This window comes from Daejeonella sp. JGW-45 (genome assembly GCF_029360805.1).
Taxonomy (GTDB): Bacteria; Bacteroidota; Bacteroidia; order Sphingobacteriales; family Sphingobacteriaceae; genus Daejeonella.
Genome location: NZ_JARKNC010000010.1, coordinates 539,391 through 564,284, shown reverse-complemented (window position 1 = coordinate 564,284; position 24,894 = coordinate 539,391). Strand labels below are relative to the sequence as shown.

The window sequence follows — 24,894 nt, the reverse complement described above, 5'->3', positions numbered from 1 at the left end:
AACAATAAGTTCAGGGCTGAAAATTCGTTATATGATTGTTAAAAAAACAAGAAAACTATGAGAAAAGGATGGAAATTGAGCAGCTTGATAGTAATTGTATTACTTACACTTGTAACCTTGAGTTTTAAAAACACCGTTAGTAAAGAGAGTGGTAGTGCTGCAGGTAAAAAAGTCATAGTCAAGTCCGTTGATAGTGCAACTATATCACCAAGGGAAATTTTCAACGAATATGTCTTATCTGTCTATAATAGGTCAGGTTTGGCTGCCTCAGGCCTGGATTATCAGGTGTTCCTTAAAGGGATGACAGGATACCATAACTTAAAAGATTTAAATGTGCTTCCCGGAACAAAAGAGATACTCTCAGTTGTAGATTTTTCTAAACCCAGCACTGAAAAAAGATTATGGGTTATTGATTTGAAAGCCCAGAAAGTTTTATTTAACACATTTGTCGCCCACGGACAAGGAAGTGGGGAAGCTGTTGCAAAAAAGTTTTCCAATGTGATAAATTCATTTCAAAGCAGCGTCGGATTTTATAGCACCGCTGAAGTATATACCGGAAAGCATGGAAGGTCATTAAAATTGGATGGCCTGGACGCCGACTTAAATGGTATGGCGAGAGAAAGAGCAATAGTGGTACACGGAGCAGACTACGTTAGTCAGGACTTTATAAACCGAACCGGTAGGCTTGGAAGAAGTCAGGGTTGTCCCGCTTTGCCAATGGATTTATTCGCTGATGTGATCAATAATATCGAAGGTAACACCCTTTTATTTATCAATGGCGAAGGGGTGGATACTTCTGATCTTTTAAAGGGGGTAGATCATACCGATTCTAAGAATGAGGCATAGTCCCTTAGCAATCATTCAATTTTTTCTTCACCCTTTTTACCCAGTTTTACAATGTCACCCTTCGTAAATAGTATGGATTGCATGACCGCGCGCCATTCAGGTTTTTTGCGCAATAGGAATTCCAGATCCATGCCGAAGTGCTTAAACTCTTCCTGCTGAGCATTCTGCATTATTGCTTTAGCCTGCTTATCCTTTTCAACAGATATACGCTGTTCGTACCAATCAATTGCTTCTGCCTCTTCAATTAAAGATAACATCATTCTTGCGAACGTTCTGGTTTCATCAGATAGTTCATTGGGGGGTTCGTGGTATTGGTCAAATCCCATAGGTTTACATTTTTGAAAAATTAACTGAATAATATGCCCAAACTGCTGAGGCCTCTTTAATATTTAGTCCTGAATTAGCCAGGTACCAGATACCTAATCCTAACAAGATCAAAATTAGTATTTTTATGTAATTGCCCAAATCATGTTGCTGTTCATGATCAAGCGAATGGCCATGATTAATAATTTTTGATGCCAAAACACTTAGGTATTTCAAAACTAAAGCGGCAATACAAATTGCGAAGTAGAAATACAAAGTCTCTCTCATATTTATAATGACTGTTGATATGAATTGTCTGATACTAGCGCAGCCAGAATACACGCATCAAGAAATAGAAAATAGTTTATTGGTGTTGCACTTCAGGAACAACTCTTATTCCAAACTGTTTTTGATCTGTTGAGAACAAAAAGTCAATCTTGATGTATTAACACTTTAGCTCAAACAGTATTCCAGAACACATTTAAGTCCAATTATCAGATGGCTGAAAAGCTTAAGAAGGCATTAGGGTTAATCCCATTAACATTTTATGGGGTCGGAACTATTGTTGGTGCAGGTATTTACGCTATAATTGGTGTAGTGGCTGGTGAAGCAGGGTATAATATGTGGATCGCCTTTGTTTTAGCTACGATAGCTGCCACCTTTTCAGCTTTATCCTATGCAGAACTTTCTTCTACTTTCCCTAAAGCTGGTGCAGAATATGTTTTTTTGAGTAACGCCTTCCCCAAGAAAAAAGTTATTCCATTTATTACGGGTTATTTTATCACCATACACGGAACGGCCACTTTTGCCACAGTTCTTTTGGCTTTTGCAGGATACTTTAGCGGGTTTATTGACATTCCAGAAATGCTTATCGCCTACGCTCTTTTAGCTGTAATTACCCTGTTTAATCTGTCCGGTATAAAAAAATCTTCTGTAGTAAATATAACTTTCACCTCTGCACAGATATTAGGATTAGTTATGCTTGTTGTGGCCGGAATAACTTCTCCAAACTTCGGGAATGTATTTCAGCATAAATTTAGCTTAGGCTCAGAAATATTTACTTCTGTAGCAATCGTCTTTTATGTATATACCGGCTATGAACATATGGCAACCCTTGCCGAGGAAGCAAAAAATCCGGGAAGGAATATTCCTCTTGCTTTTATTTTCAGTCTTGTTTTCACTACAGTAATTTATCTTCTGATCGTATTTTCTGCTCTTGCGCTGGCAACACCAGAAGCACTAGCAAGTTCCGGCTCTCCTCTTGCCCTGGCTGGCTCAAATCGTTATAGTTGGATGGGGCCTGTAATTGGTGTTGCAGCTTTATTAGCTACCGCTAATGTTTCTTTAAGCGCTTCCTTATCGGTAAGCAGAATGATGTACGGCATGGCAAGCAAAGGCGACATGCCCGCAATGCTCTCTAAACTAAATAAGCAGCAGGCACCATGGGTAGCAGCCTTAGTGCTGGCGGCAATTGTTGGACTTTTTATCCCTTTTGGACAGATAAAGTTGGTAGCTTCGGTATCATCCCTGGGGGCGATGCTCGTTTTTGCATTCGTTAACCTTGCGGTTATTGTCTTGCGTTATAAGCATCCAACACTTAAAAGACCTTTTTCAGTTCCATTAAGGATAGATAAATTTCCAGTTCTTCCTGCATTCGGGGTAATTGTTTCGGGCCTTTTAGCTACCCAGTTTACCTGGGAGGTATCTTATTTTTGGAATCGCGGTAACGCTTGGTATAACAGGATATTATCTAAGTTCGGGAAGGAATAGTGCTGCCGCTAATTCGAATGATCCTGAAAAGGTTTGGGGCGATGAACACTAAGAACTTCTATTACCTTTTATTTTGAAGGTTCTGCAACAACCAGTATACTATTAGCAATTTTACTGCTTATTGTGATGCTTTTGCGGCCTTCTAATCCCAAAATAAAACTCTTGTCGTATTCTTCTATTTCAATGATCTTTATAGTATCACCCAGACTAAGCTTTACTTTATCCAGGTAAGAGAGGAAAGTTGCTGAATGATCAGTTACACCAGAAAATACACAGCTTGTTCCCGTATTTAATGTTGATAAGAGAGTAGCTTTTGACTTTGCAAATACACCTTTTTCATTGGGGATAGGATCACCATGAGGATCGGCTTTTGGATGCCCTAAATACCGGTCAAGACGGTTTATTAGATCTTCGCTTTGTATGTGTTCCAATTGTTCAGCCATATCATGTACCTCATCCCATCCAAAGGCTAGATTCTCGACTAGAAAAACCTCCCATAACCGATGTCTTCGGATAATGCCGATAGCTAGCTTCTTACCCTTATCAGTAAGTTCAAAGCCTTTTGACTTTTCGTAGGTAATCAACTTTTTTTGAGACATCTTTTTCAGCATGTCCGTCACAGTCGCTGAATGTATAGATAACGCCTTTGCCAGGTCTGAATTTATAACAGTCTCCCCTGTCTGTTCCTCTAACTTGTAGATGGCTTTAAGATAGTTTTCCTCAGTAAAAGTATGCATCAATTTAGATTTTATGCAAAATAAGAAAAAGGGTCATAAAACTATTATTTTAGATAAGCCTAAAATAATAGTTTTGCAAATCAAATAATTATATCTTTGTTTGTCTAAGCAATCATTCAATGAAGAATAAGTTTAAGATTTTAATAATTATCGGGTGCCTAATAGCCATAGGTACTTCCTGTGAAAAGATTATTCCGAACGCTCCGGCTGATGATGAGATCCTTGACGGCCCTATCGAGGGATTAACACCTGAGCAAAATCGTCTTTTCCTGAATGGCGATGTGGCTTTTAATGGCGATGTGTTTTCATCGGCTAATGGATTAGGGCCAATGTTTGTAGCCAACTCCTGCGGAAGCTGTCATGCCGGGGATGGCAAAGGCCACCCTTTTACCACGCTAACCCGCTTTGGGCAAAGTGATACATTGGGTAATAAGTTTTTGCTAATCGGCGGGCCACAATTGCAAAACCGAGCGATACCGGGTTTTCAACCGGAGAAAATACCCGTCGGGGCAACATTTTCGAACTTTACTCCGCCGGCAAATACGGGGCTTGGGTTTTTCGAAGCCATATCAGATGCGTCTATTACGGCATTGGCAGACGCAAATGATGCTGATGGAGACGGTATTTCAGGAAGACCTAATTGGATAAACATCACTCAATATTCCGAATTAAGACCAGGGACAATCGTTCGCAATGGGAAATACATCGGCCGGTTTGGGAAGAAGGCTTCGGTCTACGATCTCTTACAGCAGACCGCCAATGCTTACAACCAGGACATGGGAGTTAACTCTACTTACGAACATTATAATACCTACGACAATCAGGAGATAGACCCTGAAATTTCAAATCAGAAAGTTTTGGATGTAGTATTTTATCTCAAAACATTAAAAGCACCTATACAACGAAATCAGAATAATGCCGACGTGATTGCTGGTAAACAGCTGTTTCTGAATATTTCCTGTGGAAAATGCCATACTCCGCAGTTACAAACAGGGCCGTCCAATATAGCTGCCCTGGCTAACAAGACCTTCGCACCATACACGGATTTCCTCCTTCATGACATGGGTCAAGCACTTGATGATAAATATACCGAAGGTACAGCAATGACACCCGAATGGCGGACACCTGCTTTATGGGGTTTAGGTTTATCCAAGAATTCTCAGGGAGGTGGGTATCATCTTTTACACGATGGGAGAGCAAAAACTATCGACCAGGCTATCTTGTTGCATGGTGGTGAAGCTGAACAAAGCAAGAATAAATTCCAGCAGCTCCCATCCAACGATAAAGCTAAACTGATTAAGTTCCTTGAATCATTATAAAATGGACAGAAGAAATTTTATCGCTAAAGGCTGTACTGCCTGTTTGTCTATAGCAGTTATGCCAGCGTTGCTTAGCTCATGCACCAGCACCAGATACCTAACCGGAACTGTTGAAAAAGACGGACTAAGATTAAACAAATCTGAGTTTAAAATCACAGGGAAGGGAAGCAAAGCCTACCTGTCGTTCCTCATCATAAGAAATGAGGCCTTTAAATATCCAATATGTGTTTACCGTTTTAGCGAACAGGATTATACCGCGCTGTGGATGAGGTGTACTCACCAGGGAACAGAACTACAGGCATCCGGAGATTTCCTTCAGTGTCCGGCTCATGGAAGCGAGTTTAATAATAAAGGCCAGGTTACAAACGGGCCTGCTGACGATAATCTCAGGACATTTCCAGTCCTGGTGTCTAGTAACGATATATTCATAGATATGAGAAAGCAATCATGAAGAAACTCCTTACCTTATTTTTAATAGTACTTCTTGCTAAACAAGGCTTCGCTCAAATTGATCCCGACTTACTGCGGGTTCCTGATAGAGACTCTGCACGTATCAAATTAAATATGGACGCAGTCTATGACCGTCCTTTCCTTCAGGTTGCAAAGCTCCCGGTCGCACTTGGAGGATACGCAGAGGCAAACTACCAGTATTTAGGTTCGGATGGTGTAACGGAAGGCCACCAGTTTCAAATGCGAAGGCTTACTCTATTTGTATCCTCGGGTATTGCAAAACGAATTAAGTTTCTATCAGAACTGGAGTTTGAAGACGGTACAAAGGAGATCAACATTGAGTTCGCTTCTATAGATTTTGAATTTAATCCCTTACTGAATTTAAGGGGTGGAATCGTCATGAATCCTATTGGTGCATTCAACCAAAACCATGACGGCCCCAAATGGGAGTTTGTTGATAGACCTATATCTGCCACACAAATGCTTCCTGCAACATGGAGCAATGTAGGGTTCGGGGTCTTCGGGAAAAAGTATCTTAAGAACTGGGTATACGCTTATGAGGCATATTTAACTAATGGCTTTGACGAGACCATTATCGCTAACTCCGAGAACAGGACTTTTTTACCGGCTTCTAAAGCTAACCGGGATCGCTTCGAGGAAAGCTTCAACGGAGCGCCTTTATTAACCGGGAAAGTAGCCTTACGAAACAGCAAGATTGGTGAACTTGGATTATCTTATATGGGAGGTATTTATAATAAATTTCAGGATGATGGACTTGTTCTTGACGAAAAAAGACGTTTGAATGTCTTCGCAATTGATTTCAATACCATTATACCCAAACTGAATACGTTCGTTAATGCCGAGTGGGCCTGGGTAAATGTCGATGTGCCTGCAACTTATACCGAGCAGTTTGGAGGTAAACAACAAGGAGGCTTTATTGATATTGTGCAACCCTTGATAAAGAAGCCATTATTCGGCTTTGAACGGGCTGTTTTGAACGCGGCCATCAGAATGGAATACGTAGATTGGAACAAAGGGAATTTTAGTTCAACGAGCGGTAATATTTCGGATCATATTTACTCGATAATTCCGGCTGTCAGTTTCAGGCCTACGCCCCAAACCGTTATCAGGTTAAACTACCGGTATAATTGGCAAACCGATCTTCTGGGCAATCCAGCAGCTAAACTGGCAGGTTTTCAGTTTGGTGTATCTACATACTTTTAATATTGTAATTCTGAAGTACATTATAATTATATAAACTTTCCGATCTATTATATAATAAAGTAAACCATTTGATAGTTATCTTTGTTGCACTAATTCAACTTAACAACATATTGTTTTAATGAGAATTTCATCCATACAGTTTAAAGCAGCCTTTTTGCTATTCGTATTCTCCCTGAGTACGATTGTAGGGTTCGCTTGTTCTGTAGGGTTAAATACGACCTTGAACGCCGATCACCATAAAGAACCGACCGGTCATCAACAAAAAAGCCATGAGCATGGCAAATCTCATGTGCATGCCGCTTCTGCTGATCATCATCAGACTCCAGTAAGCCCTCACCAGAAGCCGTCTGACCACCACCAGGAAGAGGCTAATCACCATAAACAAGTTAGCAATCCCCAGGAAAACCCCGAGGACAATTGCTGTAAGGATGAAGTAGCTAAATTTGAAAAAGGTGAGAAACGTGCGCCGCAATTTTTTAATTACAATTTAGAGCCCCTGTTCGTTACGTTAGGGTTTATAACCACCTTTAATAGAGATGTGCTGGAATCTGATCTTCACTTACCCAGCAATAAATATTTTGTACGAAATCACCATCCGCCCATAGCGGATACCCGTATAGCTATCCAGAGTTTCCTGATTTGATTTTTGTTTAAAGTTTGATACCCATGGTCATTATTTGAGCCATGCAAGTAATTATTTGCTTTAAACATTAAAATCATTTCAAAATGAAAAAGATATTTTTTATAGTTGCATTCATTGCAACCGGACTGGTGCAATCCTATGCGCTAGATAGACCGACCCTTCACGGCGACCTGCTTACCCACTATTATGCAATCAAAGATGCTTTAGTAGCCAGCAAAGCTGACCTAGCTGCAACTCATGCTGCTGAATTTGTCAAAACAGCTGCTTCTGTTGATGCAAAAAACCTCCCAGATGACAACCGGGCACTGTTGGTCAAGGATGCTGCTGCTATCGCAAACGCTAAAGATCTGAAAAAGCAAAGAGAACTTTTCTCGGCTTTCTCTGAAAATATGGCCGCCTTAGCCAAAGTTACAAAACTTGGTCACGGTGATATTTATAAGGCGTATTGCCCGATGAAGAAAGCCAGCTGGCTTAGTAAAGAGCCTGCGATTAAGAACCCTTATTACGGCAGCGCTATGCTTACCTGCGGTAAAGTTGTAGAAACCCTTAAATAATTCTAATCAAATAAGGCCATGGGTACATTGTATCCTATGGCCTTACTATGGAATTCTAACTTATTACATCATTCGATACTTATTAAAATATTGCGGTTGGTTTTTATAAAAAATACCGCCGTTAAAAATAATTAAAAACCAAAAACATGAAAACAATCATCTTAAGCTTAACACTGGCATCAATTCTTTTAGTTGCCTGCAACAATAATGGATCTAATAAAGAAGTTTCTGACAGCACCGCATCAGTGAGGACTATGGATAAGGAAACAACCGAAAATAAAATGCCCGCCAGCGAAATATTGACTGGCTACCTTAAACTCAAAAATGCGCTTACAAATGACAATGATAAAGAAGCTGCTGCAGCTGCAACTGAGGTAGCTAAGGCCTTTAAGGATATGGATAAAACAGTATTAAATGCTGAACAGAGCCAAGTGTATACTGATGTGGAAGCCGATGCCATAGAGCATGCCGAACATATTGCTGCCAATGCAGGTAATTTGGTTCATCAGCGTGAGCATTTTGAAACCTTAAGCGACGAGGTGTATGAGTTGGTTAAAGCGACTGGTGCAGGACAAAAACTGTATTATACCAACTGCCCAATGTATAACAACAATAAAGGCGCAAATTGGCTGAGCGAAACTAAAGAGGTGAAGAATCCTTATTTGGGACTGGCTATGTCAACCTGTGGTTCGGTAAAAGAAGAGCTTAATTAAATTCGATGAGCAGAATAAAAATAGGACTAATTGTCTTATTGGTTATTCTGGTTGCTATTCAGTTTGTTCAGCCTGCACGCAATCAAAGCGTGCAGGCTTCAAGCGGGGGCATAGCCAGCGTAATCAATGTGCCCGAAAATGTACAAGCTATTTTGCAAAACTCCTGCCATGATTGCCATAGTAACAATACCCGTTATCCGTGGTATGCTACACTGCAGCCCGGAGCATGGTGGATGGCATGGCATATAGAAGAAGGAAAAGCGGAACTGAATTTTGACGAGTTTGGGAACTATTCCAAACGCAGGCAGCTCAGTAAATTAAAAGTCATAAAAGGATCTATTGAAGACGAAAGCATGCCCCTGCCTTCTTATACCTATATGCACAAGGGAAGCATTCTTTCAAAGACTGATCAAAAATTATTAATTGACTGGATAGAAATAGCCAGGAATGAAATTTCTAAATAAAATAATTATGAATAAGCTACTATTACTGCTCATCATGCTTTGGTTCCAGCAAGTGCTGTATGCGGAGCATCCGGCGCATTCACATTCCGTATTCGCCTCCATGCAGACTGTTTATACATGTCCAATGCATCCGGAGGTAAAATCCGGCAAACCCGGGAATTGCCCTAAATGTGGGATGAAACTGGTGGTTCAGAAAACAAAAGCCACTAAGCCCTCAACACCTGCACCGGTTAAAAAAGCCCCAGCGCCAAAACCGTCAAGCCAGGGCACTTCGACAGCTCCTGCAAAAAAGCCTGCCCCCCCTGCATCGGCGGTAGTCTATACCTGCCCTATGCACCCGGAGGTTACCTCAAATAAACCGGGGAATTGTCCCAAGTGTGGAATGAAACTGGTTGTTCAGAAATCCAAGCCCACCAAGCCTTCGACACCTGCCCCGGTAAAAAAAGCTCCTCCAGCGAAAACGGGTAATATGGATGGGATGACCATGCCTGCCAAAAAGGAAGCCGTCCCAGCCGAAACCAAACGGGTTTCAGACCCCTCTGGCGAACATCAAAACATGGTCATGCCCGCTAAAGACAAAACGGAAGTGATGGAAGATATGGACGCTATGCAAATAGCTAAAGCTAATCTTGGGCCCATCAAAACCATTTTAAACTCTACTCCGCCACGAACCGTGAGATATGATCTATATATTGCCGATACCATGGTGAATTTTTCAGGCAAATCCAAAAGGGCTATTGCCGTGAACGGACAAATTCCAATGCCTACACTTACCTTCACCGAAGGAGACACTGCTTTAATATATGTACATAATAGATTGAAAGAAGAAACCTCCCTGCACTGGCACGGGCTGTTTTTACCCAACAAAATGGATGGGGTTCCTTTCCTTACACAAATGCCGATCAAACCCGGCGCTACTTACGTTTATAAGTTCCCTATTATACAGCATGGTACACACTGGTATCATAGCCATAGCGGCCTGCAGGAGCAACTGGGTATGTACGGGTCTTTTATCATGAACAAAAGGGAGGAATGGAATATTCCAACTATCCCGGTAATTATTAGTGAATGGCTGGATATGAAACCAGATGAAGCTCACCGCAGCTTACATGCTGCTACCGATTGGTTTGCTGTGCAAAAAGGTGCTGAGCAAACCTATTCAGAAGCAATAAAATTGGGCTGGTTTAAAACAAAGGTGAAGAACGAATGGAAGCGGATGAATGCGATGGATTTAACGGACATTTATTATGATAGTCTTCTAATTAACGGTAGAAATCAGAGCTATCAGCCACAATTTAAAGCTGGTGATAAAGTAAGGTTGAGGATAGCAAACGGTGGAGCTTCCGATTATTTCTGGCTTAGCTACTCTGGTGGCAAAATTACTGTAGTAGCAACCGATGGCAATGATGTTGAACCGGTAGAAGTTGACAGGTTGATAATAGCTGTATCAGAAACCTATGATGTTGTTGTAACTATTCCTGAAAACAAGAGTTACGAATTTTTGGCAACACCGGAAGATCGTACAAAATTTACTTCTCTGTGGCTCGGGAGCGGCCCGAAAGTGCCTGCTGTAAGATGGAACCGACCTAAATATTTTTTAGGTATGAGGATGATGAACGATATGATGGATATGAATGGTAACCTGGTTGAGATGGATGGAATGGCGATGAAAAACCAGATCATGGATATGAACACGGTGATGTATCCGGAGATTACAGGTGAGGAAATCCGCAGTGCATCAAAAGTAGAAAGGATGGATAAAAGAAATGCGGGTAAGAAACAAACTACTCCTATTACAGAAAACGGTGAAGTCGCAGTAGATAATCGCATGGACCCTGCCAGCTCCAATATGGCTGGTATGGAAATGGCTAAAAACAACTCCGAAATGGTCTCACTTAATTACGAGATGTTGCGGGCACCTGAAAAAACCACTTTACCTAAGGGTCCATGGAGAGAAATAAAATTTGACCTGACGGGTAATATGAACCGTTATGTCTGGAGCATTGATAACAGAGTAGTTTCGGAAAGTGATAAAATACTTATAAGAAAAGGTGAAAACGTAAGAATAATTTTGTTCAACAATAGTATGATGCGCCATCCCATGCACTTGCATGGTCACGACTTCAGGTTGCTAAATGGACAAGGTGAAAACGCCATAATGAAAAATATCATTGACATTATGCCCATGGAAAGAGACACCATAGAATTTAACGCAAATGAACGGGGTGGTGACTGGTTCTTTCATTGCCATATTTTATACCACATGATGAGCGGTATGGGAAAGGTTTTTTCTTACGATAATGAGCTGGTTGATAAGACTGATATTACCAATCCTAAAGTTGCCAAGAGGGGATTGAACTCCGAAGACAGAAAATTTCACAAAATGGGCTCAGTCGGGATAGAAAGTAATGGCAGTGACGGAGAATTTATGATGGCGAGTACTCGTTTTAAGCTTTCTACCGAATGGCGACTCGGTTTGAAAGCAATGCATGGTAACGAGAGCGAAACTAATTTTGGACGGTACTTAGGAAGGAACCAGTGGCTATTTCCTTTTATTGGGTTCGATTATCATCGTAACGCAGTAAGAAACGAAGGTGAAAAAAACATGTTTGGTCAGATTAGTAATCAAACGAACAGAAAAGCTTTTGTAGCCGGTATACAATACACACTTCCCATGTTATTTATTGCCGAACAAAGAATTGACAGTAAAGGCAAACTTCGTTTTCAATTATCGCGAGAGGATATTCCGGTAGCGCCAAGGTTAAGGTTGAACATATCTGGTAATACGGATAAAGAATATACCACCGGACTAAGATACATCGTAACCAAATACTTCAATTTATCAACTCACTACGACAGCGACATGGGATTTGGGGGTGGACTAACCCTTACTTACTAATTATTTAAACATTCTTAAACGTAAATAAAAATGAAAAAAATGACGTTAATAGCCAGTATGCTGTTTTTATATGTGACATCATTTACACAAACTAATGAGGCCGAAGCAGTAAAGACAGTCCTTAGAAATTATCATGATGCTATTCAGAAATTAGATGCTACAGGTACAGAATTGCTTTTTACAGCAGATTCTAAAATTTATGAATCCGGTGGTATCGAAGGCACCTACATCCATTACCTGGAACATCACCTTGGTCCTGAGTTAAAGGTATTCAAGTCTTTTACTTTTAGTGATTACAAAGCAGATGTACAAGTGGACGGAAACTATGCTTTTTCTACTGAAACGTATAATTACACGATTGTATTAGCTAAAGATAATTCAGAAATAAAACGAAAAGGGGTAGCCACTTCCACACTCAAAAAGATTGACGGAAAATGGAAGATCATGGTCAGCCATAGTTCGTCACGAAAGTATCCTAAATTGTGTTCTAACACGGTGAAGTTAATTGTTAGAACTAACCCGACTGTAGTCATCGCAGTCGGGTCATTGATATGATGGGCTCTAAGAGGCTTACCTTATTATAGGCAGATTTGCAAGGGATTTTCATTGGCATGGATAGCCAATATTTTTCTGTTATTCGGGCTTATCTCCGGGATATTCAAAAGGAGAAAACTGAAATTAAGCAGATGGAGGAAAAACTGGATGAATAGATCCATCTCCTTTCATAAAATCAAATAAATAATTATGAAACGCAGAAAATTTATAAAAAAATCAGGTCTGGGAGCAAGCAGTATATTTGCAGGTAGTTCTGTGGTCAGTTTTTTAGCCGCATGCGGCAAAGGACACATGATGGATAAGATGAATATGGGAGGCCAGCCTGTATCTGTAAAGGAAGGAAATTTCAACAGGCTGCTCCCCATTCCCACCACCGTAACAGGTAATGCAACTTTAACCGCACAGGCAACGACGGCAACTATTAACGGCAATAATATCCAGGTATTGGGTTACCAGGCAAAGGGTCTATTGGGTCCGACTATTCGTGTTAACAGCAACGTAAATGCCAGTATAAATTTTCAGAATAATCTTTCAGAAAAAAGTAATATTCATTGGCATGGTTTAAAAATCCCGGCTAAAATGGATGGACATCCGGAAGATGTCGTAAATCCAGGGAATAGTTTTAATTATCAGTTCAACGTTAATCAACGGGCTGGATTGAGCTGGTACCACCCACATCCTGACAGAGCTACTGCCAGGCAGGCGTTTCAGGGCCTGGCCGGTTTGTTTTTAATTAATGATGCAGAAGAAGCAGCTTTAAATTTGCCCTCAGGGATTTATGAGATCCCTTTGGTAATACAGGATAAACGCTTTTCATCATCGGGGATTACTTATAGCCCTTCTATGGGAGAGGTAATGTCTGGTTATATGGGTGAAACAATCACTGTAAATGGAGAGGTGTCTCCTTTTGCCGAAGTAACCACACGGTTTTACAGGCTCCGGATGTTAAATGGTTCCAATGCCCGAATCTATAATCTTGCTTTAAGTAATAATGCTGATTTAATTATAATTGGTAATGATGGTGGCTTATTAAAAAATCCTTCCAACGTGAAGAACATTTTACTGGCTCCGGGAGAACGCTTAGATGTACTGGTAAACTTTGCCGGGCTGACTGCAGGTACGGAAGTGTTTTTAGAAAGCAAAGTGTTCAATAACGCTGGAAGTGCACAAGGTAAACAAGGATTCAAAATTCTGAAATTTAAAATAACCCAAACGGTAAGTGACAGCTTTACAGCACCAGCTTCACTTTCCTCTTTTAATACTGTTGCTCCTTCATCATCTTCAAAAACGAGAAACTTTATTATAAACGCCATGCAAATGAGCGGAGGTATGAATATGACTGGTATGCATCGTATCAATGGAAAAACCTATGAGAAGAACAGGATTGATGAATTAGTTGCTGCCAATACAACGGAGATATGGGTATTTGATAATTCGCAGGGTGATGAACCTCATCCTATGCATCTGCACGGTGTACATTTCCAGGTATGGGAAAGAAGCGGTGGCCGGGGACAGCTCATTCCTTCTGAAAGTGGCTGGAAGGATACTGTTTTAGTGATGCCCGGTGAAATAGTAAAAATCATCATTCCATTTTCAACATTAACCGGTGTCTTTGTCTTTCATTGTCATAATTTGGAACACGAAGATGATGGGATGATGTTACAATATCAATTGACTTAAAGGATTTTTTGGTTTACAACCTTCCTTCTTTACAGATTCAAAAACAGAAAACTAATGGAAAACCATCCACATTCGGAAGCTATTAAAAAAAAGGTAGAACCAAACCATTCCAAAATGGATCATAGCCAGATGCCACGTGGTTCAAATCCTGCAAGGGGGCACGAAGGACATAATCACCAGGCTATGATCGCTGATTTCAAGAAGCGGTTCTACGTTGTGTTGGCACTCACTATTCCCGTTATGCTTTTATCGCAACTGATACAGCAGTTCATTGGTGTAGACTGGCAGTTCACAGGTTCATCCTATATCTTATTTGCCTTATCATCGATTGTGTTTTTTTATGGTGGATGGCCATTTTTAAAAGGATTAGTAGATGAGGTAAAGACCAAAAATCCAGGCATGATGTTTTTGATTGGCTTCGCTATAACAGTGGCATATGTTTATAGTGTAGCTGTAGTATTTGGCTTACAGGGTATGGATTTCTTCTGGGAGTTGTCAACCCTGATCCTCATCATGCTTTTGGGGCATTGGATTGAAATGAAATCTGTTGCCGGGGCATCTAAAGAGCTGGAGTTATTGGTTCAATTAATGCCTTCTGATGCGCACATGGTGATGCCCGATATGGTGCATGATGTCAAGACCGATACATTAAAAGAGAATGACATTATTCTGGTTAAACCCGGCGAAAAAGTTGCAGCAGATGGAGTAGTATTGGAAGGCGAAAGTTACCTTAATGAGTCCATGTTAACAGGTGAGTCAAAGCCTGTGCAAAAGAGTAAAGGGGATAAAGTAATTGCAGGCGCTATTAATGGCAATGGCTCTATAAAAGTTACCGTGTCGCATGCTGCAAAAGATTCTTATCTCTCGCAGGTAATCAAGCTGGTGGATGATGCGCAAAAGTCTAAATCTAACACACAGCTCCTGGCAGATAAGGCGGCAAGATGGCTAACTGTAATTGCTCTGGTTTCGGGTATAGCTACATTTTTATACTGGTATTTAACCGGACAAACTCTGGCATTTGCTATGGAAAGGATGGTAACGGTAATCGTGATTTGTTGCCCGCATGCCTTGGGATTGGCAGTGCCGTTGGTCGTTGCGAAATCAACTGCCTTATCTGCAAAAAATGGGTTGCTGATTAAAAACAGAACAGCTTTTGAGAATTCAAGGAAAATCACAACCATCGTTTTTGATAAAACGGGGACACTTACGGTAGGTAAATTCCAAGTCTCAAAAATAGTCCCCCTTCAAAAAGGGCTTGCTGAAAACGAGATCATTCGTTTAGCTTCTGCTCTAGAGCAAAAATCAGAACATCCTATAGCTACAGGCATCCTGCAAAAGGTAAAAGACTTATCTATCACTATTCCTGCAACAGAAAACTTTAATGCTATCACTGGTAAAGGTGTTGAGGCTACGGTAGAGGGCAAAAAGATCCTGGTCGTAAGTCCGGGTTACTTAAAAGAAAATAACATTACTATACCCGATGGTTTCGCAGCGAACGATACAGAAACGGTTGTATTTGTACTGATCAATGATGAATGGGCGGGATATATCGCGTTATCAGACGAGATACGGCCTGAATCTGAAGAAGCTATCAAAACACTAAAGCAGAACAATATCAAATCTATTCTCCTTACGGGTGACAACGATAAAGTCGCCAAAATCGTTAGCGAAATACTGGGAATGGATAGCTTTATGGCTCAGGTATTACCTCACCAGAAACTCGAAAAAATAAAGGAACTGCAAAGTAAAGGGGAGTTTGTAGCTATGACAGGTGATGGGGTAAATGACGCGCCTGCTTTAGCCATTGCCGATGTGGGTATTGCCGTAGGCAGCGGCAGCGATATTGCCGCTGAAACAGCCGGAATTATTTTGGTTAATAGTAATCCAAAGGATGTGGTCAACCTGATTTTATTTGGTAAGGCCACTTATCGTAAAATGATTCAAAATCTGGTTTGGGCAACCGGGTATAATGTTATCGCATTGCCTCTGGCCGCCGGTGTCCTGTATAATCAGGGAGTATTATTAAGTCCGGCAGCCGGGGCAGTGCTTATGACCGTTAGCACCATTGTTGTAGCGATTAATGCAAGTATGTTAAAAGTGAAACCGTAGTGATTTTATGACTTTATAGATATGTTTCAAATTGTACTCCATTTTCTGGTTCCTGCACTAATTGCAGGCATGTTTTATAGAAAGATGCTTTGGAAAGCATGGCTGATAATGATAGCAACAATGATAGTTGATCTGGATCATTTATTGGCCAATCCTATATATGATTCAAACCGATGCAGTATTGGATTTCATCCTTTACACTCTTACCTGGCTGTGGGGATTTATATAGGATTATTATCCTTTCCCCGGCTGCGATTAATTGCTGCTGGTTTAGTTATACACATGGCCCTAGATTATGTGGATTGCTTTATGTGAGTGTACTAGATATGTCCGGAGTAATAGGATTGATGGAATGAACAATGGCCTTCTTATTGATGATATAGATAATTAAGCTTTTTAATTAAAACGGTTTTTTATGAATTATCAGGATATACAAAAATTGATCGGTAGTGACGCAGAGTATCTACTGAATTACAAAAGCAGGACACTTTCGAAAGATCTGCTTCATATTCCATCACCGGATTTTGTAGATAAAGTGTTTTCGTTAAGCAATAGAAATAACCAGGTTCTTCGGAGTTTAGCAGCATTATATAATCATGGCAGACTCGCTAATACGGGATACTTTTCCATACTTCCAATTGACCAGGGGATTGAGCATACAGCAGGATCTGCGTTTGCTGCAAACCCGCTTTATTTTGATCCGGAGAATATTATTAAATTAGCCATTGAGGGAGGATGTAATGCCGTTGCATCCACTTTCGGCAACCTCGCCATGATGTCAAGAAAGTATGCCCATAAAATTCCTTTTGTAGTAAAACTTAATCACAATGAACTTCTAACTTATCCAACAAAGCATGATCAGATCATGTTTGGAAGCGTTCAGGAAGCATGGAATTTAGGAGCCACTGCTGTTGGAGCTACCATTTATTTTGGCTCAGAGAACTCCGGTCGCCAAATTGTTGAAGTTGCGGAGGCTTTTGAGCAGGCTCATCAACTGGGCATGGCTTGTATTCTGTGGTGTTATACCCGCAACAATAATTTCAAAAAAGAAGGAGTGAATTATGAAACTGCTGCTGATATCACAGGGCAGGCAAACCACATCGGGGTAACCATCCAGGCTGACATTATTAAACAAAAAATGCCTGAGGGTAATGGTGGATTTACCGCTATAAACTTTTCAAAAAGCGATCCCAGGATGTACAGTGAACTGGCCTCTGATCATCCAATAGATCTATGCAGGTATCAGGTCGCCAATTGCTATATGGGAAGAGCGGGGCTGATTAATTCTGGTGGTGAGTCGAAGGGGGAAACGGATCTTGTCGAATCGGTCAAGACCGCTATCATTAACAAAAGGGCAGGCGGTATGGGACTGATACTGGGGCGCAGGGCATTTCAGAGGCCTTTTAAAGATGGTGTGACATTCTTGAATGCCATCCAGGACGTTTATCTGTCAAAAGAAATTGATCTGGCCTAACATAATGAGTAAAGATCATCGGTTTTAAGGGTAAACTTTATTTAATTTCACTAATTATGCTAGTTCTTAGCTTTCTTTGTTAGAATGGTTAAACGAGTTTTCATAAAGATGTCTTTGTTCCTGAGCTTTGCAATGATTTTGGGACATACTCTTATGCCCCATAGTCACTTGGAAGGCTTAATGTATGAAGAATTTGCAAATCATGAGGATGATCATGATCATCATGATTCAGAAGATGACTTGCTTGACAATATTTTTTCTTATTTCGAGCATCAGATTAACACTCAGGTAGTATACGTTTCCAATGAGTCAAAAACTATCGTCAAAGCAGATAAGGTGAATCATGCTAACTTTATCCAATATTTTTCAAATAGCCGGTTGGTTTCGATACCCCAATCAATAAATTTTCACCCTCCAGAAAATTTTCGGATTCCCGACGATTCAAATTCCTCTTCTCAATCATTCAGGGGCCCTCCGACTTCACAGAACTACAGCTGACCACTGCTCCTGGATCATCAGCTTAGATACTATTGTATGAGTATTAAGCCTGAATTATTCCTTTAGTTTTACAATCAGCTGTACCAAATTCGGACACTTTTAACCCAGGGCCCCTGGCTAATATTCAAGACTTAAACAGGATGATGATGGCACATGAAAAAGCGGAATACTAAAAGAAAAATACAATATCGATCTCCAACACCCAATTTTGGAACGGCTAAACGAAAAGTAAAAAAGAAAAAGAAGCCAATGACCTGGTCAGATATTGTTGTTCTAATATTATGTCTAATATTTTTCGCAGGGATGGTTATTATTATCTATGAACATGTGATGCTTTTTCTTGAGTAGAGGTGTTGGAGTTTCTTCAACATGGTACATAAACCCGTTTTAGCTGGAATTATAGGCAAAAAAAGGAAAGCTAAATGTTGGCAAATTTCAATAACTTAAATTAAATGATTACTTTAGCGACTCAATTTGGTAGATTGTGGTTTTACTTGGATGAAAGTTATTAGACATATAGCATTTCTGCTATCACTTATGGTGATAATGGGACATGATATTGTACCCCACATAGATGAGGTAGATATATCTATGTCTGAACATTCCGCTCCACTAACAGCCTCATCGAACAATGGATTAACTAATCTGGGGGATATATTTTCTCACTTTGAACATGGTGCCACTGAGCGCAATTTAATTTATTTGACTTCCGTTGAGAAAAAAGCTGACTTTCAAATTAAAACTTTTTATCATATACCGTATCTCGATATTATAGAATACCGACTTGTTTGGTATAGCAATTATAAGAAACAACGATTTTGGCAAGATGTAAAGATACCATCAAGTTGCAATATAAGCTCCCTCTCCTTCCGAGGCCCCCCTTCCTGTTAATTTCCCTATGTATTAGTATAACCCTATAAATCTTACACGATTTATATAATTGACCTTAAGGTCAATTCTTCTAATACCACACCCTGTATTAATTCATTTCGTGTATCCGGCATCTGCTGACCCAGTTTTTTTATAAACTTGGACACGGACCTGATTACACTTAAATTCCATTTAACTGTTCATACAAATGTTAAATAAGATTATTCTCTTTTCGATAAAAAACAAACTGGTTGTCGGATTATTCACGCTTGCGTTGATCTGCTGGGGGGTGTATTCTGTAACTAAACTCCCTATTGACGCAGTTCCTGATATAACTGATAATCAGGTAATGGTCATTACGGTCACTCCTACTTTAGCCGCCCAGGAAGCTGAAAGATTGATAACCTTTCCGGTCGAACAAACCATGGCGAGCATCCCCGGAATTAAACAGATCAGGTCTTTTTCACGATTCGGTTTATCCCTGGTGACAGTAGTGTTCAACGAGGATGTTGACATCTACTGGGCCCGTCAGCAGATCAATGAACGTCTTGGAGATGCCGCCAAACAAATACCCGAAGGTGTAGGTAAACCGGAAATGGCTCCGGTTACCACCGGTTTGGGGGAGATCTATCAATATGTTATTCACCCTAAGCCGGGTTATGAGAAGAAATATACTCCAATGGAGCTGCGAACCATCCAGGATTGGATTATTAAGCGGCAACTTTTGGGTACTCCAGGGGTAGCAGAAGTAAGCGGTTTTGGGGGATATGTCAAACAGTATGAAATAGCGGTAAATCCCGACAGGATGCGCAGTTTGCAAGTCAGCATATCGGATATTTTCGATGCGCTGGAAACCAATAATCAGAATACAGGCGGAGCTTATATAAACAAGTCTCCAAATGCCTATTTCATCCGGAGTGAAGGTCTTGTTGAAAATATTGAAGATATCGAAAAAATAGTTATAGAAACAGATAACCAAACGCCCGTATTAATCAGGGATGTGGCCAAAGTCCAATTTGGCAACGGTGTTCGATATGGCGCGGCAACGCGCAACGGCGAGGGTGAAATTGTGACAGGAATAGTGATGATGCTCAAGGGCGCCAACTCGTCTGAAGTGATCAATAATGTCAAGGCCCGGATCGAACAAATTAAAAAGACCCTGCCTGAAGGCGTGGACATAGAACCTTTTCTCGATCGTAAGAAGCTGGTTGACAATGCGATCAGCACGGTCACCACTAACCTGATAGAGGGCGCATTGATCGTTATTTTCATTCTGATCCTGTTTCTTGGAAATCTTAGGGCAGGATTGGTAGTGGCTTCGGTTATACCTCTTTCAATGCTTTTTGCTATCTCTATGATGAACCTTTTTGGTGTATCTGGTAACCTGATGAGTCTGGGGGCAATAGACTTTGGTTTGATTGTGGATGGCGCTGTAATTATTGTCGAGAGTGTACTGCACCGGATCAGCATGAGTAAGCATCACCATGTAGGCCTGAAAAGGCTGAACCAGGACCAGATGGATACACAGGTCTATGAAAGCTCCAGTAAAATGATGAATTCAGCAGCCTTTGGGCAGATCATTATTTTAATTGTTTATTTGCCTCTTTTAGCGCTGATAGGAATCGAAGGGAAAATGTTTCGGCCTATGGCTCAAACAGTAATGTTCGCTATCATAGGTGCATTTATTTTATCGCTTACCTATGTTCCCATGATGTCGGCTTTAGGTCTGAGTAAAAATACCACTCACAAAAGGAATTTTTCAGACCGTATGATGGATTTCTTCCAACGAGTATATCGTCCGGTTATCAATCTTGCTATCCGGCATAAAATAGGTGTAGTAGTTATTGCAGTAGCATTATTTTTGGTGAGCTTATTTGCCTTTACCCGTTTGGGCGGTGAATTCATTCCCCAGTTGGACGAGGGTGACTTCGCTGTCGAAACGCGGGTGCTAACCGGCAGTTCGATTGATCAAATAATAGATGCTTCAACAAAAGCTCAAAAAATAATTCTTTCTCAGTTTCCTGAAGTGAAGCAGGTGGTCAATAAGATCGGATCCGGCGAAATACCAACGGATCCAATGCCTATTGAAGCCGGTGATATGATGATCATCTTGAAAGACAAAAAAGACTGGACCAGCGCCTCGTCAAGGGAAGAGCTGGCTGAAAAGATGCAGGAAGCATTATCCGTTATTCCTGGTGTTACTTTTGGATTTCAACAGCCTATTCAAATGCGTTTTAATGAATTAATTACCGGAGCCAAACAGGATGTGTCGATTAAAATTTATGGTGAAGACCTGGATGTTTTAACCAGTGAAGCTTCGAAAATCGGAAAGTTAATTAAACCTGTAGAGGGTGTTTATGATGTATATGTGGAAGAAGTTACGGGTTTACCCCAAATCCAGATCAAATTTAACCGTGACCGTATTGCCCAGTATGGCTTAAATATTGACGATATAAATAGTACCATTAAAACTGCCTTCGCAGGGGAAGCTGCTGGAGTTGTGTATGAAGGCGAAAGGCGATTTGATTTGGTTGTACGGCTGGATAAAGAAGATCGCCAAAGCTTACAGGATGTCAGGGGATTGTATGTAACTACTCGAACAGGCCAGCAAATACCATTAGAAGAAGTAGCCGCGGTTGATTTTGTAAATGGACCTAACCAAATCCAGCGTGATGATACCAAAAGGCGGATAACGATTGGTTTTAATGTTCGGAACCGGGATGTAGAGAGTATTGTGGAAGAGATCCAGGGAACGTTAGACAGTAAATTAAAGCTGCCTCCGGGGTATTATACCACTTATGGCGGACAATTTGAAAACCTAAAGGCAGCAAACGCCCGTTTAGCAATTGCCCTTCCGGTGGCCTTATTGCTAATTCTGGTTTTGTTATATTTTACGTTTCATTCCATCTCACAAAGCTTCCTCATTTTTACGGCAATCCCCTTGTCTGCCATAGGGGGTGTTTTTGCTTTACTGATCCGGGGGATGTCATTCAGTATTTCGGCTGGGGTGGGTTTTATTGCTCTCTTTGGAGTGGCTGTGCTGAATGGTATTGTTTTGATATCTGAATTCAACCGCTTAAAGAAAGATGGCATGGATGATGTTAACGAACGGGTTTTAACCGGTACAAAGATCAGGCTCCGGCCTGTATTGATGACGGCGGCTGTTGCATCCTTAGGCTTTTTACCCATGGCAATTTCGAACTCGTCAGGTGCTGAGGTTCAAAGACCTTTGGCTACGGTAGTTATAGGTGGGCTAATTACAGCTACGTTGTTAACACTCATCGTATTGCCGGTTTTATATATTTTATTTGAACGTAAAAAGAAATCTGTAAAAATGAAATCAGGCCTAAAAACTCTCCTAATCGCTATTGTAATAGGAGTCACAGGACTATTAATCCCCTTCACATCGTCTGCTCAAAATATAAGTGGAAGGAAAGTTACCCTGGAGCAGGCTATTGAGGAAGCCATAAAAAACAACGGCAGCTTGAAAGTTGCTGCCTATGAAATTGATCTGCAAAAAAGTTTGAAAAAAGGTTCTGTTACTCTTGATCGAACCAATATTACCTATCAACAGGGGCAGATTAACAGCAGCAATCAGGACAATCATTTCCTTATCGCACAAAAAACAGACTTTCCTTCCGTCTACAGCAATCAGTCAAGACTGGCGGATCAGCTGATTAAAAGAAGTGAACAATCTTTAGCAATTTCTGAAAATGACCTGGTAAGGCAGGTAAAATCGGTTTATTACGAACTGATTTACTTAAATGGAAAAGAAAGGCTTTTTAGTTATCAGGACAGCCTATACAGTAATCTTGCGAAAGCAAGTGACTTGCGTTACAGAACCGGTGAGAGCAACCGTTTAGAAAAAGTGACTTCTGAGACCCAGCTAATGGAACTTAAAAATGCAATTGTTCAGAACAAGGCTGACGTGATGATCGCGCAAAATAAGCTACAAACACTTCTGGACACGAAGGATAGTATTTACGTAGACGTTGTTCTAACTAAAAAACCGCTTGTGATACCTCAGGACAGTTCTACAATTAATCAGAATCCCTACCTGAAATTTTTGGAACAGGAGATCAATGTGCGGCGTAGTGAAACTACGCTCCAGCAAGCTAGACGCCTCCCTGATTTCACTGTTGGTTATTTTAACCAGTCATTCCGAGGGATTCAGAATGTAAACGGAATTCCACAGAATTTCTCCGGAGCAGATCGCTTTATCGGATTTCAATTAGGAATTGGAATTCCGATTTTGCCGGGTGGTAACAGGGCTAAGATTAATGCATCCAGGATCAATGAGCAGATAGCGGCTACCAATCTGCAATTTCAACAAACGATTTTTCAGGGTGAATTGCAGCAGTTGATCCAGGAATACAATAAGCACAGAAGCGCACTGGATTATTATGAAAAGAGCGCATTGACACAAGCCGACCTCATTATTCAAAATGCTGACAAGGCGTTCAAGGGTGGAGAGATCGAATATTTACAGTATTTGCAAAGCATGTCGGTATCGATTAAAATTAAATCGGATTACATGCAAGAGCTGTATTTGTATAACCAAGCTGTATTGGATATAGAAAATATTATAGGCAAGAAATAAACGAATTAAAATAAAAATTGAATATGAAACTCCTCAATAAAATAATATGCCTTTCAATGATAGGGTTAACCGTCATGGGATGTAATCAAACAAATAAAGAAGTTGCAGTAGAAACCGAAGCAGAAACTAAGGTTACAGACGAGGTATCTCTCACAAAAGATCAGTATAAAGTAGCTGATATTCAACTAGGGGAAATTGAAATGCGTAACTTGAGTAACGTAATCAAGGCTAGCGGAGAGCTGGATTTAGCACCAGAGAGTATGGTGTTCATATCCGCTCCATTAGGTGGCTACGTCAGAAGTAACGGATTACTGCCTGGTCAGGAAGTCCGAAAGGGGCAAGTGGTTGCTATAATAGAAAACCCCGAATTTATTGACATCCAACAACAATATCTGGAAAGCAGAAGCCGTATGGAATTCCTTCAATTGGAATACAAGCGTCAGGAAGAACTACGTAAAGAAGATGTGAACTCAGCCAAAACATTTCAACAGGTTAGCTCCGAACTTAAAATGATGCGCGCAAGAATGAGCGGGCTGCAGCAAAAATTGTCGTTAATAGGTATTAATGTCAACAGTTTACAGGCCGGCAGAATATCCAGAACGAGTAACCTTTATTCGCCCATCAGCGGATATGTAATTACCAGTACTGTTAACAAAGGAAAATATGTTATGCCTACCGATGTGCTGTTTGAACTGGGTGATAAAAGTGACCTTCACCTGGCATTGAATGTGTATGAAAAAGATGCTTCACGAATTAAGGTAGGACAGTCTATTCGCTTTGCTTTGGCCAATTCTAATGAGTATAACCGGGTAGCGAAGGTGTTTTTAATAGGTAAAGCAACAGGAACCGAAGGGACAGTCCCGGTCCATTGCCATATAGAAAATGTGGGCGCTTCGCTGATTCCCGGAATGTATGCCAAAGCCTTAATTTCCGTAACTGAAGATCTGGTAACGGCGGTACCCAGCGATGCTATTGTCAACGATGCCGGAGATGATTACCTGTTTATTCAGCTGAAAAATGATGCCAAAGGATACACGTTCAAAATGATTCCGATAAAAAGGGGGATAGAAGAAGATAATTACACTGAAGTAATTCTTCCTCAACAGTTTAATCAGGGTTCACAGCTCGTTTTAAAGGGCGCTTACGCACTATTATCAGCTATGAAAAATGTAGAAGAATAGGCCCT

At 40.7% G+C, this 24,894-nt stretch carries 19 protein-coding genes; 17 read left to right on the top strand and 2 right to left on the bottom strand.

Going from position 1 to position 24,894, the window contains the following annotated elements:
* Positions 1-57 precede the first annotated feature (57 nt).
* The gene (locus tag P2W76_RS16120) at positions 58-846 is read left to right on the top strand and encodes a murein L,D-transpeptidase catalytic domain family protein (protein ID WP_276348926.1); all 789 of its coding nucleotides are present in this window, start codon (positions 58-60) and stop codon (positions 844-846) included.
* Between the two features lie 11 nt (positions 847-857).
* On the opposite strand, the gene P2W76_RS16115 is transcribed toward P2W76_RS16120, so the two are convergent.
* Positions 858-1,172 carry a hypothetical protein gene (locus P2W76_RS16115; RefSeq protein WP_276348925.1) on the bottom strand — a complete coding sequence of 105 codons (315 nt, stop codon included), beginning with the start codon at positions 1,170-1,172 and terminating at the stop codon, positions 858-860.
* Between the two features lie 475 nt (positions 1,173-1,647).
* On the opposite strand from P2W76_RS16115, the gene P2W76_RS16110 reads away from it, so the two are divergent.
* On the top strand, positions 1,648-2,919 hold the full coding sequence (locus tag P2W76_RS16110; protein WP_276348924.1) for an amino acid permease: 1,272 nt from the start codon (positions 1,648-1,650) through the stop codon (positions 2,917-2,919).
* A gap of 68 nt (positions 2,920-2,987) precedes the next feature.
* On the opposite strand, the gene P2W76_RS16105 is transcribed toward P2W76_RS16110, so the two are convergent.
* A complete protein-coding gene (locus tag P2W76_RS16105; protein WP_276348923.1) occupies positions 2,988-3,656 on the bottom strand; it encodes a metal-dependent transcriptional regulator in 669 nt (222 codons plus the stop codon).
* A 119-nt stretch (positions 3,657-3,775) separates the two neighbouring features.
* Between P2W76_RS16105 and P2W76_RS16100 the strand changes: the two genes are divergently transcribed.
* The 15 genes from P2W76_RS16100 to P2W76_RS16030 all read left to right on the top strand — a co-directional run bounded on the left by P2W76_RS16100 (position 3,776) and on the right by P2W76_RS16030 (position 24,889).
* Positions 3,776-4,975, top strand: coding sequence for a di-heme oxidoredictase family protein (locus tag P2W76_RS16100; RefSeq protein ID WP_276348922.1), 1,200 nt, complete (start codon positions 3,776-3,778; stop codon positions 4,973-4,975).
* Between the two features lies 1 nt (position 4,976).
* Positions 4,977-5,426 (top strand): Rieske (2Fe-2S) protein, encoded by a 450-nt coding sequence (locus P2W76_RS16095; protein ID WP_276348921.1) that lies wholly within the window; start codon positions 4,977-4,979, stop codon positions 5,424-5,426.
* Complete coding sequence (locus P2W76_RS16090) at positions 5,423-6,649, top strand: hypothetical protein (RefSeq protein ID WP_276348920.1); 1,227 nt, start codon at positions 5,423-5,425, stop codon at positions 6,647-6,649. Before P2W76_RS16095 ends, P2W76_RS16090 begins: the two co-directional genes overlap by 4 nt.
* 118 nt (positions 6,650-6,767) lie before the next feature.
* Positions 6,768-7,292 (top strand): hypothetical protein, encoded by a 525-nt coding sequence (locus tag P2W76_RS16085; protein ID WP_276348919.1) that lies wholly within the window; start codon positions 6,768-6,770, stop codon positions 7,290-7,292.
* Positions 7,293-7,375: 83 nt separating this feature from the next.
* Positions 7,376-7,846 (top strand): DUF3347 domain-containing protein, encoded by a 471-nt coding sequence (locus P2W76_RS16080; protein ID WP_276348918.1) that lies wholly within the window; start codon positions 7,376-7,378, stop codon positions 7,844-7,846.
* A gap of 146 nt (positions 7,847-7,992) precedes the next feature.
* Positions 7,993-8,559: a DUF3347 domain-containing protein gene (locus P2W76_RS16075; protein ID WP_276348917.1), complete on the top strand. Its 567-nt coding sequence runs from the start codon at positions 7,993-7,995 to the stop codon at positions 8,557-8,559.
* A 5-nt stretch (positions 8,560-8,564) separates the two neighbouring features.
* The gene (locus P2W76_RS16070) at positions 8,565-9,023 is read left to right on the top strand and encodes a heme-binding domain-containing protein (RefSeq protein ID WP_276348916.1); all 459 of its coding nucleotides are present in this window, start codon (positions 8,565-8,567) and stop codon (positions 9,021-9,023) included.
* Positions 9,024-9,030: 7 nt separating this feature from the next.
* Positions 9,031-11,922: a multicopper oxidase domain-containing protein gene (locus P2W76_RS16065; RefSeq protein WP_276348915.1), complete on the top strand. Its 2,892-nt coding sequence runs from the start codon at positions 9,031-9,033 to the stop codon at positions 11,920-11,922.
* 39 nt (positions 11,923-11,961) lie between these two features.
* The gene (locus P2W76_RS16060) at positions 11,962-12,477 is read left to right on the top strand and encodes a nuclear transport factor 2 family protein (protein WP_276348914.1); all 516 of its coding nucleotides are present in this window, start codon (positions 11,962-11,964) and stop codon (positions 12,475-12,477) included.
* Between the two features lie 189 nt (positions 12,478-12,666).
* On the top strand, positions 12,667-14,157 hold the full coding sequence (locus tag P2W76_RS16055) for a multicopper oxidase domain-containing protein (RefSeq protein WP_276348913.1): 1,491 nt from the start codon (positions 12,667-12,669) through the stop codon (positions 14,155-14,157).
* A gap of 54 nt (positions 14,158-14,211) precedes the next feature.
* The gene (locus P2W76_RS16050; protein ID WP_276348912.1) at positions 14,212-16,266 is read left to right on the top strand and encodes a copper-translocating P-type ATPase; all 2,055 of its coding nucleotides are present in this window, start codon (positions 14,212-14,214) and stop codon (positions 16,264-16,266) included.
* Positions 16,267-16,287: 21 nt separating this feature from the next.
* On the top strand, positions 16,288-16,581 hold the full coding sequence (locus P2W76_RS16045) for a DUF6122 family protein (RefSeq protein ID WP_276348911.1): 294 nt from the start codon (positions 16,288-16,290) through the stop codon (positions 16,579-16,581).
* Positions 16,582-16,681: 100 nt separating this feature from the next.
* Complete coding sequence (locus tag P2W76_RS16040; RefSeq protein WP_276348910.1) at positions 16,682-17,740, top strand: class I fructose-bisphosphate aldolase; 1,059 nt, start codon at positions 16,682-16,684, stop codon at positions 17,738-17,740.
* Between the two features lie 1,576 nt (positions 17,741-19,316).
* Positions 19,317-23,708, top strand: coding sequence for a CusA/CzcA family heavy metal efflux RND transporter (locus P2W76_RS16035; protein WP_276348909.1), 4,392 nt, complete (start codon positions 19,317-19,319; stop codon positions 23,706-23,708).
* Between the two features lie 23 nt (positions 23,709-23,731).
* Positions 23,732-24,889 carry an efflux RND transporter periplasmic adaptor subunit gene (locus P2W76_RS16030; RefSeq protein ID WP_276348908.1) on the top strand — a complete coding sequence of 386 codons (1,158 nt, stop codon included), beginning with the start codon at positions 23,732-23,734 and terminating at the stop codon, positions 24,887-24,889.
* Positions 24,890-24,894 lie beyond the last annotated feature (5 nt).